The sequence below is a fragment of the Neptunicoccus cionae genome, from assembly GCF_002860325.1.
GTDB classification, from domain to species: domain Bacteria; phylum Pseudomonadota; class Alphaproteobacteria; order Rhodobacterales; family Rhodobacteraceae; genus Amylibacter; species Amylibacter lutimaris.
The window spans coordinates 160,637-174,641 of sequence record NZ_PKOJ01000007.1 but is presented as its reverse complement, the minus strand read 5'-3'; the positions used below and the strand labels follow the sequence as shown (position 1 = coordinate 174,641).

The 14,005-nt window shown below is 53.5% G+C and carries 13 protein-coding genes and 1 tRNA gene; 4 read left to right on the top strand and 10 right to left on the bottom strand.

Annotation, left to right across the window (positions count from 1 at the left end; all coding sequences use genetic code 11):
- The first annotated feature begins 2 nt into the window (after nt 1–2).
- Nucleotides 3–857 (top strand): ABC transporter permease, encoded by an 855-nt coding sequence (locus C0U40_RS15985; RefSeq protein WP_101656810.1) that lies wholly within the window; start codon nt 3–5, stop codon nt 855–857.
- Nucleotides 854–1,693 (top strand): ABC transporter permease, encoded by an 840-nt coding sequence (locus tag C0U40_RS15980; protein ID WP_101656809.1) that lies wholly within the window; start codon nt 854–856, stop codon nt 1,691–1,693. The genes C0U40_RS15985 and C0U40_RS15980 overlap by 4 nt, the downstream gene beginning before the upstream one ends.
- Here C0U40_RS15980 and C0U40_RS15975 read toward each other — a convergent pair.
- The 6 genes from C0U40_RS15975 to C0U40_RS15950 all read right to left on the bottom strand — a co-directional run bounded on the left by C0U40_RS15975 (nt 1,677) and on the right by C0U40_RS15950 (nt 8,323).
- A complete protein-coding gene (locus C0U40_RS15975; protein WP_101656808.1) occupies nt 1,677–2,495 on the bottom strand; it encodes a heme-dependent oxidative N-demethylase family protein in 819 nt (272 codons plus the stop codon). The two genes, C0U40_RS15980 and C0U40_RS15975, sit on opposite strands and share 17 nt — an antisense overlap.
- 154 nt (nt 2,496–2,649) lie before the next feature.
- Nucleotides 2,650–3,915 (bottom strand): ATP-dependent Clp protease ATP-binding subunit ClpX, encoded by a 1,266-nt coding sequence (clpX, locus tag C0U40_RS15970; protein ID WP_101656807.1) that lies wholly within the window; start codon nt 3,913–3,915, stop codon nt 2,650–2,652.
- A gap of 207 nt (nt 3,916–4,122) precedes the next feature.
- The gene (gene clpP / locus C0U40_RS15965) at nt 4,123–4,752 is read right to left on the bottom strand and encodes an ATP-dependent Clp endopeptidase proteolytic subunit ClpP (protein ID WP_101656806.1); all 630 of its coding nucleotides are present in this window, start codon (nt 4,750–4,752) and stop codon (nt 4,123–4,125) included.
- A gap of 246 nt (nt 4,753–4,998) precedes the next feature.
- A complete protein-coding gene (gene tig / locus C0U40_RS15960) occupies nt 4,999–6,330 on the bottom strand; it encodes a trigger factor (protein ID WP_101656805.1) in 1,332 nt (443 codons plus the stop codon).
- 71 nt (nt 6,331–6,401) lie between these two features.
- Nucleotides 6,402–6,486: transfer RNA gene (locus C0U40_RS15955), tRNA-Leu, on the bottom strand.
- 181 nt (nt 6,487–6,667) lie between these two features.
- Complete coding sequence (locus C0U40_RS15950; RefSeq protein ID WP_101656804.1) at nt 6,668–8,323, bottom strand: NAD(P)H-hydrate dehydratase; 1,656 nt, start codon at nt 8,321–8,323, stop codon at nt 6,668–6,670.
- A 164-nt stretch (nt 8,324–8,487) separates the two neighbouring features.
- Here C0U40_RS15950 and C0U40_RS15945 point away from each other — a divergent pair, with 164 nt between their 5' ends.
- Together C0U40_RS15945 and glnA are read left to right on the top strand one after the other, a co-directional pair.
- On the top strand, nt 8,488–8,826 hold the full coding sequence (locus tag C0U40_RS15945; RefSeq protein ID WP_101656803.1) for a P-II family nitrogen regulator: 339 nt from the start codon (nt 8,488–8,490) through the stop codon (nt 8,824–8,826).
- A gap of 50 nt (nt 8,827–8,876) precedes the next feature.
- Complete coding sequence (glnA, locus tag C0U40_RS15940; RefSeq protein WP_101656802.1) at nt 8,877–10,283, top strand: type I glutamate--ammonia ligase; 1,407 nt, start codon at nt 8,877–8,879, stop codon at nt 10,281–10,283.
- Between the two features lie 58 nt (nt 10,284–10,341).
- On the opposite strand, the gene C0U40_RS15935 is transcribed toward glnA, so the two are convergent.
- From C0U40_RS15935 to C0U40_RS15920, 4 genes are all read right to left on the bottom strand, one after another.
- Nucleotides 10,342–11,346, bottom strand: a complete 1,005-nt coding sequence (locus C0U40_RS15935; RefSeq protein ID WP_101656801.1) for a LacI family DNA-binding transcriptional regulator — start codon at nt 11,344–11,346, stop codon at nt 10,342–10,344.
- A gap of 140 nt (nt 11,347–11,486) precedes the next feature.
- Nucleotides 11,487–12,707: a cysteine desulfurase gene (locus tag C0U40_RS15930; protein WP_101656800.1), complete on the bottom strand. Its 1,221-nt coding sequence runs from the start codon at nt 12,705–12,707 to the stop codon at nt 11,487–11,489.
- A 2-nt stretch (nt 12,708–12,709) separates the two neighbouring features.
- Entirely contained in the window at nt 12,710–13,306 is a 597-nt protein-coding gene (locus C0U40_RS15925; RefSeq protein ID WP_101656799.1) for a YIP1 family protein, read from the bottom strand.
- Entirely contained in the window at nt 13,303–13,968 is a 666-nt protein-coding gene (locus tag C0U40_RS15920; RefSeq protein WP_101656798.1) for a YIP1 family protein, read from the bottom strand. The genes C0U40_RS15925 and C0U40_RS15920 overlap by 4 nt, the downstream gene beginning before the upstream one ends.
- Nucleotides 13,969–14,005: the final 37 nt, after the last annotated feature.

Here is a 14,005-nt window from a genome sequence, read left to right as displayed (position 1 = left end):
AGATGTTTGAATTTTGCGCCGATCCCAAGGCGATTGAGGGCCTGAAATGGCTGTCGTGTTATCTGACCACACCTAAGCACGCTGCGATGTATTACAGCATCCTGACCGTGCTTGCCTTGCTCGCAGCAGCGGTGCCACCAATCTTGTTTCTCGGCTTTGCCGGCGCCCTTGCCCGACGTTCGGGGTTCGCCCCGTTCCGCTGGATTGGACTTGGCTATACCTCGATTGTGCGCGGTGTGCCCGATATTGTGTTCTTCCTGTTCTTCCCGATCGCGCTGGATCAAGCGGTCGAGGTTCTCCGTCACAAGGTAAAATGTCCGGAGGTTGTCGGCCCGATTTATCAGGGCAATGATTTCGTTGTCTGTCAGGCGGCCAAAATGCCCCTTGGTCCGTCGCCTCAATGGATGCACGAAGCTTGGGGCTTCACGCTCGCCGTCATTACTTTCGCCATTGTATTCGGGGCCTTCACAGCAAATACGCTCCACGGAGCGCTGGCAGCGGTTCCCAAAGGGCAACTTGAAACCGCCCGTGCATTCGGGATGACCGAACGGCAGACATTCTGGCGCGTTCACATGCCACAGATGTGGGTCTATGCCCTGCCCGGCCTTTCCAATCTCTGGATGATTTTAATCAAAGCAACACCCTTGCTGTTTCTGCTCGGGATCAAGGACATCGTGTATTGGGCCAAAGAACTGGGCGGTATGAAAACGCAGGCATATTCCTACCCCCATCCGGACTGGCGTATCTGGTATTTCGCAGCCCTTATGGTGTTTTACCTTCTTCTGACCTGGATCAGCCAGAGGGTGTTTGACAGGGTATTCGCGCGTGCGTCCCGTGGAATGGCGGTTGCAAAATGAGCTGTGCAGAATCCTTCTCCTCCTATGCCTTTCGTTCCATAGGTTTTGGCGAGCGACTATTGCCAAAATCAGACATAACCCTCTGCGATCAGATCATCCTCATCGGAAGCGGGATGATGTGGAACGTATACTTTGCTGTGGTCGCAATACTGTTCGGTTTCGTGTTTGCAACCATGCTGGCATTCGCGCGCGTCAACGGCCCAGCTTATCTACGGTTACCTGCGGATTTTTTTGTGTTCGTCTTCCGCGGTTCGCCACTGTTTATCCAGTTTTTCTTTGCCTACGAACTGTTTGTCCAACTTCCCCGTGTCGGCGTTGAAATCCCCTTGGGCTTTGCCACATTGACGGCCAGCACCAGTTGGTTAACCAAGGCATGGCTCGGCGCAACGGTGGTGCTGTTCCTGAACACGTCTGCCTACAGCGCCGAGATTTTCACCGGTGCCCTGAAATCCATTCCACGTGGCGATATAGAAGCAGCAGATGCTTTCGGCATGGCCGGATTCAAAAAGTTCCGCCGCATTGTCTTTCCAACCATGCTCCGGCTGGCATGGCCATCCTATTCAAACGAAGCCATCTTCCTGTTTCACTCCACCGCGCTGGTGTTCTTTTCCGGTTTCCCTGCATGGCGCAGGGAAGCGGACGGGCTTTATTATGCAAGCTATTTCGCTGAAGCCACGTTCAACCCGTTCGTGCCCTACCCGATTATCGCAGTCTATTTTGTGTTCTTCACACTGTTGATCGTCGGCTTTTTCGGCTTGGTCAGCAAACGCCTGAACAGGCATATGGCCGAAGCGCCGAAGGTAAAATTCCGGCTAGGCTCTATGCTGACCCGCTGACGGCGTAATGTTTGTGGTTGCCCCAAGCCTCTAGGAAGACCTTTTTCTCTTCCGCGCTGAAAGAGGAAATCGGGACGACATGGGTGTGGATGCCAAAGGCCAGATACTTACTATCTGGCAGGTAAACGAGCGACTGGCGCTCTACCCTCACCCAATTTCCTGTCGTGGAATCGATGCCCGTTTCCCGTTCGGGCTGAAACAGATTCGCAGTGGCGTAATAGAGATAGTTTGCACGCCACACCGGATTATTTTCACCGATATTGTCGAAAATCCTCTGGACCCGTTTCGCCAGTTCAGCGCTGTAGCTTTGAACCGGAACATGGATTGCGGACATAGGTTTGTCGATCTTCTCGGCCAATCGCCAGCTGGATGGAAAGCACAGAACCGCAGCGCGAAGGATATGTTCGTGCTCCCCCCGCTCCAGAAGGCAAAAATCCTGTTGGACGAGCCTTCCGGCTGTAACAAGCGGGTCATCATCGTTCAGTGGCACGGTGATACCGTCTGGCCGGGTAACACGGCCGGTTTCCATGGTGTACCCCTGCTTCGAACTCAGGTTCTCACAGATTTTACGGAGAAGCTCCTTCTTGGCGCTGTCGGCTTTGGGATTGGAGCCGAACACTTCGGCCCGTTTTTCGGAAAGCAGGTGATCGCGATACTCCATCTGCCGGTCAAACGCATCATCCACCAATAACCAGTCGTCCCAATTTAGCAGGTTCACACCGGGCAGCCGGCTTGTGGCAGGCTTTAACCACGGTTCTACAAAGAGCTTGGATTGGGTGATGGTTTCCAGATGGCGTGGCATGGGGGTACTTTCAATCACTTCGACACAGGACGAGAGTGATCAAAAATAACGGCGTTATGCAAACAGGAACGCATTGAAATTGATGTTTTTTCTATCACAGAAACGAAAACGGCGGGGAAAACCCCGCCGTTAGCCATTTAATTCTAATTGGGAGTTAGCTCGCCGTGGCGGCTTCACCCTCTGCGTCTGCGTAAACGATAAGAGGCTCTGCCTCACGGCGTACAGCTTCTTCGTTAACGACAACCTCACGAACATTTTCAAGGCCGGGAAGTTCGAACATGGTGTTCAACAGGATGTCTTCCATGATGGAACGCAGCCCCCGTGCGCCTGTCTTGCGCTCGATCGCCCGTTTGGCAATTGCAGAGAGCGCATCCGGTGTGAAAGTCAGTTCCGCATCTTCCAGCTCGAACAGGCGCTGGTACTGCTTTACCAGTGCGTTTTTCGGTTCGGAAAGGATCGTTACCAAGGCGTCTTCGTCCAGATCGGTGAGTGTCGCGATGACAGGCAGGCGGCCAACGAATTCCGGAATGAGACCGAATTTCAACAGGTCTTCCGGTTCCAGCTCAGTAAACACTTCGCCAACACCACGGGATTCTTCCTCTTTCACATCAGCGCCAAAACCGATGGCAGAGCCTTTACCCCGTTGGCCGATAATCTTTTCAAGCCCGGCAAAAGCACCACCGCAGACAAAAAGGATGTTTGTCGTATCCACCTGCAGGAATTCCTGCTGCGGATGTTTGCGGCCACCTTGCGGAGGAACAGAAGCTACAGTGCCTTCCATAATTTTCAGCAAGGCCTGCTGCACACCTTCACCACTGACATCACGGGTGATCGACGGATTGTCAGACTTGCGCGTGATTTTGTCCACTTCGTCGATATAGACGATGCCCCGTTGGGCGCGTTCTACATTGTATTCGGATGCTTGCAGCAGTTTGAGAATGATGTTTTCAACATCCTCGCCCACGTAGCCGGCTTCGGTCAGCGTCGTCGCATCGGCCATCGTGAAAGGCACATCCAGAATACGTGCAAGAGTTTGGGCCAGCAGTGTTTTACCACAACCTGTCGGGCCGATCAGAAGGATGTTGGATTTCGCCAACTCGATCTCGGAATTCTTTTCAGCGTGATTCAGCCGTTTGTAATGGTTGTGAACCGCCACCGACAACACGCGTTTTGCGGTCGCCTGACCGATTACGTAATCGTCCAGCACCTTGCAGATTTCTTGTGGTGTCGGAACACCTTCACCGGATTTCACCAAACCGGATTTCGCTTCTTCGCGGATGATATCCATGCAAAGTTCGACGCATTCATCACATATAAATACAGTCGGTCCCGCGATCAGTTTACGCACTTCATGCTGGCTTTTGCCGCAAAAAGAGCAATACAGCGTGTTTTTTGCGTCTCCGCCGCCTGAATTTGCCATCTTTATACTCCGCTATTTTTGCCCGAACGTCGCGCCAGTTGGCACAATTTACCAGCGTTCACCCTGGCTTTTTCCCACCGTATGGCAGAATTTACCTGTGTACAATGCCAATATTCCGCACTGAAATTTGGTCGCACACCCTGCGACATGACGCTATGCCACGCCGCAGGGATAACAGGAAAGTGTGAATAAATACCTTAGACTGCCTTATGGCGCATCGGGTTCGTTTTCACGTTTCTGAACGATTTCGTCGATCAGACCCCAGTCTTTCGCCTCTTCGGCGGTCATGAAATTGTCCCGGTCAAGCGCTTTCTCAACCGTTTCAATATCCTGGTTACAGTGTTTGACGTAGATCTTGTTCAGACGGTCCTTCAGTTCCAGAATCTCTTTGGCGTGCAGGGCAATGTCGGAAGCCTGCCCCTGAAAACCGCCGGAAGGCTGGTGCACCATGATGCGCGAGTTTGGCAGCGAGAAACGCATGCCCGGTTCACCCGCTGCCATCAGCAGAGACCCCATGGAAGCCGCCTGCCCCACACAAAGTGTTGAAACTTTGGGGCGGATATATTGCATCGTGTCATAGATCGAAAGACCGGAGGTAACGACACCACCCGGGCTGTTGATATACATGGCGATATCTTTTTTGGGGTTTTCTGCTTCGAGAAACAGCAATTGCGCCACGATCAATGTGGACATACCGTCGTGCACCGGACCGGATACGAAAATGATCCGTTCTTTCAGCAGGCGCGAGAAGATATCGTAGGCCCGTTCACCACGGGACGTTTGCTCCACCACCATAGGGACGAGCGTATTTGCGTAAACTTCGAGGGGATCTCTCATTTTATGAAGGCCTGTATCTTGTGTGTCTTGGGTTCGGGTGACTGTAGTTCGGGGATTGAGGGGCTTCAAGGTGTGAAATGCGTATTCCCCGCGGTCAAGCCGGTTGGCAAACACACGAAAGACACAAGCCTGTGAAAGCTACTCTAGCACCGCGAAGTTGAGACTCCGTTAACGAAAACTTTGTACGGTCCAAAGCAAAAAAGGGCGCCGCTGGCGCCCTTTCCTAACACCCCGTAAGGGATGGGACTATTCGGCTTCCAGCTCTTCAACAGCTTTTTGCAGGCCTTCTTTGGTTGTCTCTTTTTCAGAAACATCTGACTGGGCGATAATGTAGTCCACCACTTTGTCTTCAAAGATCGGCGCGCGCATTTGTTGCTGCATCTGTTCGTTTTGCTGAAGGAATTCGAAGAACTGACGCTCTTGGCCCGGGTACTGCTGGGCTTGTTGCATCGCAGCTTGTTGCAGTTCCTGATCGGTAACAGTGATTTCCTGTTTCTGGCCAACTTCTGCAAGCAACAGACCAAGACGAACGCGGCGCTCTGCCAGTTCTTTATGCTCGTCTGTTGTTTCGATTTCAGGGTGATCATGGCCCTGAACGTCAGGGTTTTCTTCGTGCCACAGCTGGTGCGCGATCTGTTTGGCTTCGTTTTCCACCAGAGTTGGTGGCAATTCGAAGGAAACAGCGGCAGCCAGTTCGTCCATCAGCTTGCGCTTCATAACCATACGTGCAGCGTTGCCGTATTCGGCTTCCAGACGATCGGAAATTTGCTTGCGCAGATCGGCAAGATCTTCCGCACCGAACTTCTGCGCCAGTTCATCGTTGATCTCAGCAGCAGCAGGTGCTTTTACAGCGTTGATTTTGCATTCAAAAACAGCGTCTTTACCTGCCAGATGCTCTGCGCCGTATTCGTCAGGGAACTTAACGTTCACTTCAACGTCATCACCGGCTTTTGCACCGACGAGTTGTTCTTCAAAGCCCGGAATGAAGGAGTTGGAGCCCAGAACCAACGGGTAATCGTCAGCAGCTCCGCCTTCGAAGGCTTCACCGTCAACTTTACCAAGGAAGTTGATCACAACCTGATCACCGTCTTCGGCTTTTTCACCTTCTTTGCGGTCTTCGAAGTTCTGAGCGCTTTCTGCCAGATTGCCGAGCGCTTCGTCTACGTCAGCGTCCTCGATTTTCGCGACCAGTTTCTCCAGTTTGATTTTGGAGAAATCGGTTTCCGGAACTTCAGGAAGGCACTCGTAGTTCAGGGAAACTTCTACGTCGTTACCTTCAACCCAATCTTCGTTGGTCATCTTCACGTCAGGCTGCATTGCAGGCTTGTCACCGGAAGCTTCGAAGTGGTCGTTCATCGCGCCGTCGATGCTTTCTTGCATGGCTTCGCCGAGAACAGACTTGCCGAACTGCTTTTTAAGCAGAGCCATCGGAACTTTACCCTTACGGAAGCCCTTCATTTCGATGGTTGGCTGCGCTTCGGCCAGTTTTGCGTTCACTTTCTCTTCCAGCTCTGCCGCTGTGACGGTGATCGAATAGCCGCGCTTCAGGCCTTCGTTAAGTGTCTCTGTTACCTGCATTTTTCATCCTTCAACGTGCTGGTCATGGGCCAGTCAGCCATAGTCTGACACCCGCGGAACGGGGTATCTTTTGGTGCGGGTGAAGGGACTTGAACCCCCACGCCTTGCGGCGCCAGAACCTAAATCTGGTGCGTCTACCAATTCCGCCACACCCGCAAAACTCAAGGGCAGCCCAAGGACTGCCCGCAATTCCGGCGCCCTTCTAACAAGTGTTTCTGCCCTTGGCGAGTGGAAAATGCGCAAAAACGGGCGGGTGGCCGCCAATTACAGCCTGTAAAACAACGGGCGGCGAGAATTTGCAGAATTTTAACCTTTCGCAAGCAAACTCGAAGAATCTTTAAAGGGAATCACCGCTGCTCTTTGGCTGATAGCCCCCGATCCTGCGCAGGACGTCGGGCAAGACTTCTGACAGGTCTTCTGCAATCAGTCCCGGCCCAAAAAATCTTGCGCATTCCGTGTGCAGCCAAGCTGCCTGTTGTGCAGCTTCAAATACGCTACGGCCGCGGGCCAGCAAGCCGCAGATAAATCCGGCAAGAACATCGCCGGACCCGGCAGTGGCCAACCAGGGTGCGGCGCGGTCATAATGTGCTGCATGAATCGCTGTTTTGCCTGTTGGTTCTGCGATGACAGTATCCGGCCCTTTGAACAGAACGACGCAGCCCGCCCTTGAAGCTGCCTGTCTGGCTGCATCAATCTTGCTATAGGCCGGCCCGTTCTGTGCGGGTGAATGCAATTGCCCGTGAATATCCGGAAACAACCGCCTGAATTCCCCTTCGTGGGGCGTCATAACACAAAGGTCGTGCAGGGCGGCAAACAGGTCTTGCGGGTCCTCCGCAAAAGCGGAAAGCGCGTCCGCATCAAGGACAGTTTTCCGCTTGGCGCATAACACAGTTTTAACGACTTGCCTGGTATGTTCGTGATCAAGCGCACCACCATCGGACAGGCGGGAAAATCCGGGCCCTATACAGACAGAGGAGATCCGATCATCCGATAGCAAATTTTCGATTTCCTCAGCTGTGTCGGCCTGCTTCAGCATTACTGCCGTAAGTTGGGCGCTATTCTCTGTCAAAGCATCTTGCGGGCTTGCTATTGTGACCAACCCTGCCCCGATGCGCAGGGCTGCCCGTGCGGAAAGGCGGGCCGCTCCGGTTTTGGTGGCAGGACCGGAGCATATAAGGGCATGACCGTAGTCAAATTTGTGACGGGACCGTCCCTGCCCCGCTGTTCCGCATTGTCTGGCGTCATACCCCTTTTCAAACAGACGTGTCTCGCGTGGGTATGAAACCAAAGCGGTCATTCCACTGGACGCTTCACCTGTCCGATCGTCAAGCCCGATAGACCGAATGTCGACCCGCCCGCAATAGTCCGGTCCGTCAGCAAGGTAATGCCCGATCTTCGCCCCGTGGAATGTAACGGTTAGATCCGAAGGAAGGCCCGCCCCAAGAACCCTGCCGCTGTCAGAGCAGATGCCGGATGATATATCGACAGCAACCACATGCACGTTCGACCTCCATTCTGCAGAGGTTAAGAACTCAAAGGCTTCGGCCCAAGGAGCACCTACAGGCCTGGCCAGGCCAGTGCCAAATATGGCGTCCACGATCAAAGTTGGCCCCTGATCTGAGTGATCCGTCAGTAACGCGCTTTGGTCTAATCCGGACAAAGGCAACACAGGTCCAATTTCGGACCACCGCTCCAGATTGCGACGCGCTTCGGGTTGCATTTTGTCCGGCGCGTCTTCGAAATACACCTCCACCGTCCAATTCAACGCGGCCAGCAGACGTGCAATCACAAACCCGTCGCCGCCATTGTTACCCGGTCCACATAAAACCACGGCCCTATGTTTACCGCTGGTAAATACCGGCCAGCATTCCAGCACAGCAGAAACCAGCCCTTCCCCCGCACGCTCCATCAGTTCCTGTCCGGTTACGGCCCCGCCGGAGATTGCTTTCCTCTCGATCGCACGCATTTGCGCAGCGCTTACCAATTCCTGCATACACCTTCCAAACCTGCACACATTTTAATCGCTTCGCCTAATTTATAGGCATCAACCAAGGTTTCATTTCCCATGCCACTACACGCCATTCCCGTTCAATTGCCAAGACTGGGCAAACCCTATTTGTACCCTAGTTGAGACAAACGCACTGAGGAGGCCGCTCTATGAAGAAGATCGAAGCGATCATCAAACCGTTCAAGCTTGATGAAGTCAAAGAGGCGCTTCAGGAAGTGGGCGTTCAGGGGCTGAGCGTAATTGAAGCCAAAGGTTTCGGCCGCCAAAAAGGTCATACCGAGCTTTACCGTGGCGCCGAATACGTTGTGGACTTTCTGCCAAAAGTTAAGATCGAAGTGGTTATCGCCGAAGATCAGGTCGAAACTGCCATTGAAGCGATTATCGCGGCAGCACGGACCGAAAAAATCGGCGACGGCAAAATCTTCGTCTCATCAGTCGAACAAGCCATCCGTATCCGGACAGGCGAGGAAGGACCAGAAGCCCTCTGACAGAGGCTTTGATCCATCCAACACGAACAACACTAACGAGGAATGTTAAAATGAGTGTAAACGACGTCATGAAATTGATCGCAGACGAAGACGTGGCCTACGTCGACGTCCGCTTTACCGATCCGCGCGGTAAACTGCAGCACGTCACTGTGATCATTGACGAAATTGACGAAGAATGGTTCGAAGAAGGCTTCATGTTTGACGGCTCTTCCATCGCTGGCTGGAAATCCATCGATGATTCCGACATGAAACTGATGCCGGACACGACTTCCGCGTATATCGATCCGTTCTACGCAGAAAAAACACTTTGCATCCACTGCTCCATTGTCGAGCCTGACACTGGCGCATCCTACGGCCGCGACCCGCGTTCCACTGCTGAACGTGCAGAAGCTTACCTTGTAGCATCCGGCATTGGTGATCAGTCCTTCTTCGGACCGGAAGCTGAATTCTTCCTGTTTGATGATGTGCGTTTCTCCAACACAATCAACAAAGTATCCTACGAAGTTGATGCGGCTGATGCGTCCTGGAACACCGACACATCCTACGAGATGGGCAACATGGGCCACCGCCCGGGCATCAAAGGCGGCTACTTCCCTGTGAACCCGACCGACAGTTCCCATGATCTGCGCTCCGAAATGCTGTCCACCATGAAATCCATCGGGATGAAAGTGGACAAGCACCACCACGAAGTTGCATCCTGTCAGCACGAGCTCGGCCTTGTATTCGGCACGCTTACCAAGCAAGCGGACGAACTGCAGAAGTACAAATACATCGTTCACAACGTGGCACACGCCTACGGAAAATCCGCAACCTTCATGCCAAAGCCGATTTCCGGCGATAACGGTACAGGCATGCACGTGAACATGTCCATCTGGAAAGATGGCAAGCCTCTGTTTGCAGGCGACAAATACGCCGACCTGTCTGATGAGGCCCTGTGGTTCATTGGTGGTATCCTGAAGCACGCCAAAGCGCTGAACGCCTTCACCAACCCGTCCACCAACAGCTACAAGCGTCTGATCCCGGGCTTTGAAGCCCCTGTTCTGCGCGCCTACTCTGCAAGCAACCGTTCCGGTTGTGTGCGGATCCCATGGACAGAATCCCCTAAAGCGAAACGTGTTGAAGCCCGCTTCCCTGATCCGGCCGCAAACCCGTACCTCTGCTTCTCTGCCCTGCTGATGGCCGGCCTTGACGGTATCAAAAACAAGATCAACCCGGGCGAAGCGCAAGACAAAGACCTCTATGATCTGCCACCTGAAGAACTGGCCGAAATCCCGACAGTTTGCGCATCCCTGCGTGAAGCTCTGGAAGAGCTGGAAAAAGACATGGACTTCCTGCTGGAAGGCGGCGTCTTCACCCGCGACCAGATCGATGGTTATATCGCGCTGAAATGGGAAGAAGTTTACAACTACGAGCACACTCCGCACCCTGTTGAGTTCGGTATGTACTACAGCTGCTAATCTGCTGACATTAAAAGAAAAGGCGCTCCATCGGGGCGCCTTTTTTTGTGGGATAAGGTCAGAGCGTGTCGCCAAGCTCCACATCCGGCTTGAACTCGATCACCTGACGCACCGCGCGATAGTCAGCCTGTTCATGTTCAAGGATCAGTTGCGCCGCCCGTTTCCCGATTTCAAAGCGATATGCATTCATCGTGGCGGTCAGCATCGGCATTCCGTGCCGCAGGTCCAGCCCGTTGAATCCGGCCAGCCCCAACTGGTCGGGCACGGAAATATTATTCATGATGCAGTGCATCAATCCCCCACAGGACATAGTGTCAGAGGAATAATAGATCATATCCAGATCCGGTGTCCGCTCCAGCAGCTTTTCGGTAAGCTGCCGCCCGAGTAACAGGGTAGACCCGCCGGTATAAAGCTCCTGATCCGCCAGCATAACATTTGCTTCGGCAAGAGCCTGCTGAAACCCCTGAAACCGTTTAGCCGCCCGATGATCCAGCGGATATTTCGTTCCGATAAAGCCAAGCTTCTTATATCCGCGCTCCAGAATGGCCTTACCCGTCTCGTATCCGGCCCGCCTGTGGGAAACCCCGACATTCAGGTCCACCGGCTCTCCGTCCACGTCCATGATTTCAACGACAGGAATACCGGCATTCTGCATCATTTTGCGCGCTGCATCCGTATGTTCCAACCCGGCCACGACCAGCCCCTTCGGCTGCCAGCTCAGCATCTCACGGATAACGGTTTCTTCGGTTTCCAGATCATAATCCGAAACACCAAACACCGGTTGCATCGTTGTGGTTTTCAGTACGTTAGACAGACCTGTTAACACTTCGGCAAAAACAAAGCTGCTGATAGAGGGAACCACTACTCCGACAAGATCCACCGATTTGGAACTCAAAGAGCCGGCGATCCGGTTTGGCACGTAACCAACTGATTTTGCCGCCGCAAGAACACGCTCCCGTGTAACAGCAGAGGCTTCCCCCTTGCCCCGCAAAACACGGCTGGCCGTCATTTCGCTTACATTTGCGAGCTCTGAAATATCTTTGAGGGTCGGCCTGCGCGCCATGATCTGTCCTAACGTGTAATACTTTTAACAGCATTACACCGTTAGAAACACGTCACGCAAGTCGCTTAACGTTAAGGATTGACGGAGTCTCTTTTTGGTTCAAACATCCAAATCAGGCACACGCAGCGAAAACAGTCTGATCAGTTGAAAAGCTCGTTGCAGAGTTCCAGCGCACTCACCAGTTTGTCCACTTCCTCGGTGGTGTTATACATCCCGAAAGAGGCGCGACAGGTGGCTGACACGCCAAGATGCTCCATCAATGGCTGCGCACAATGGTGCCCTGCCCGCACCGCGATCCCCCGCTGGTCCACAACAGTTGAAATGTCATGGGGATGGGCCGCACCTTCCAGAGTGAACGAAAAAATCGCGCCCTTGGTCTTTGAATTGCCTTGGATGTTCAGCCAGTTCAGCCCGCTCAGCTTTTCCTGCGCGTAATCCCGGAGGGCGGTCTCATGGGCGGAAATATTCTCCATCCCCACACCCATCATATATTCAAGCGCGGCCCCGAGGCCGATCATCTGGACGATCCCGGGCGTACCGGCCTCAAATTTGTGAGGTGGATCATTATAGGTCACAGCATCTTTGGCCACCGTGCGGATCATATCACCGCCGCCAAAGAAGGGACGCATTTCGGCCTGACGCGCGCGGTTGATGTAGATCGCACCGGAAGAAGACGGGCCATAAAGCTTGTGACCGGTAATCGCGAAGAAATCCGCGCCGATGTCTTGTACGTCAACCGGCATATGCACAGCAGACTGTGATCCGTCTACCAGCACAGGAACACCTTTTTCACGGGCGGCCCTTGTGATGGTTTTCACATCTACCACCGTGCCCATCACATTAGACATCTGGGTGATCGCAATCAGTTTGGTTTTCGGCGTGATTGCGTCAATCACCGCCTGCGGATCCAGATCACCGTTAACGTCGGTATCTACCCATTTCAGAACCACGCCCTGCCGTTCGCGTAGAAAGTGCCAAGGCACGATATTCGCGTGATGTTCCATCACCGACAGGATAATTTCGTCACCAGCCTGCAAACGGGGTGCTGCCCAACCGTAGCTGACCAGATTGATCCCCTCGGTTGTGCCGGAATTAAAAAGGATTTCATCTTCATGGGCTGCGTTCAGGAAGGTCTTAACCGTTCCGCGCACTGCCTCGTATTTCTCGGTCGACAGGTTCGACAGGTAATGCAGGCCACGGTGTACGTTTGCGTAATCTTCGGCATAGCCCCGCGTCACCGCATCAATCACCGCTTGCGGCTTCTGGGCGGATGCACCGTTGTCGAGATAGACCAGCGGCTTGCCATTGACCTCCCGCTTCAGGATAGGAAAGTCGGCGCGGATTTTCTGGACGTCGTACATGGTCATTTCACCGTTTGCATTGGAAGAGTGGCGCCCATGATGCTGAACACCACCAGCATCACGAACCCGAGCGCAAGTTGCACCCCGATAATGCCAAGTAACACGGGCATGACTTTGGTAAAGCCGTGAAGCTCCATAACCTGTGCGGTAATTTGTATCATCGCAACAACCAGCACCAGAAGCATGACGAGCCCGGAGGTTTCAGCACTGTGAAGTGTGGCAAACGGGACCGGAATCTGAACGAGAAACAGGATAAAGTTCAGCCAGATCACGGTCTTCAAACTGCTGTCGAAATCACCGGTGCCGCCAAATGCGCGTCCGACGCGGTACATCAAGAACGCCCCGCCGAACAATGTCAGGGCAAGCATGACAACGCTGCTTCCAAGGGGAAGGGATTCGGCCTGCGCGACCGCTTCGGGATAAATCAGGAGCCCCGCAAGCAGGGAAAACATCAAGTTCAGAACGATTACAAACCAGCCCGCAAGGACGACTTCGTTCCGGTTGGCCGGAATCGCAAGAATCTGGCGCAACGTGGCCCTCGGTTGGGTCAGCGACTGGATTGCCAATGGCACAAAGTCAATCAGTCGCTGTGGGGTCATCCGATCATATCTCCTGCACCGACCAGCAATGTTGCCACGGTTAAAACGAGTGCGAACAACGACATAGCCATGAATGTCGGGCTTGTCATCCGGAATTTATGCGCTTCTGCGGTACCTGCTGCAATATACCACACGAAAGGGATCAGACCGAGCCAATAGACCGGCAAAGCCAGCCATTTGTTGCCCAGAAATGGCATCACGGGTTCGTACATCCCCATGACGGCCGCAATCACAGCCGCCGCCAAACCGAAGGGTGCAGAGACAAATGCGCCCCAGAAAACCGCTGTACGGGTATCCTTCCAGTTGGCAGCACCTTTGAAGATTTTGGCGACAACTTGCACCAGCAGCGAAAACAGATACATCAATGCGGTGCGCAACATCAGGGCAGCCATCATCAGAAGGCCGATTTTATCTGCGGAAATAATCCCACCGGCGATGGAAGCCGGTGCCACCAGAGTTTTCAGGGACCAACTGGCAAAGAACACCATATCAGAAACGAGAACGTAGAAAATCAACCGCCCTTCGCTGGGCTTTTCACGCAACAAACGTCGCGTAGAGGCACGCATGTCGCGCCAGCCATCGCTTACGCGATCAACCAGTCCATTGCGGTCAAGTTGGAAAACGCCGTGACCGGCTTCGAATTCGTCTTCTGAATGTGTCATGTGCCCGCTCTGCTTTTTATGTTGTTTATCAACACTT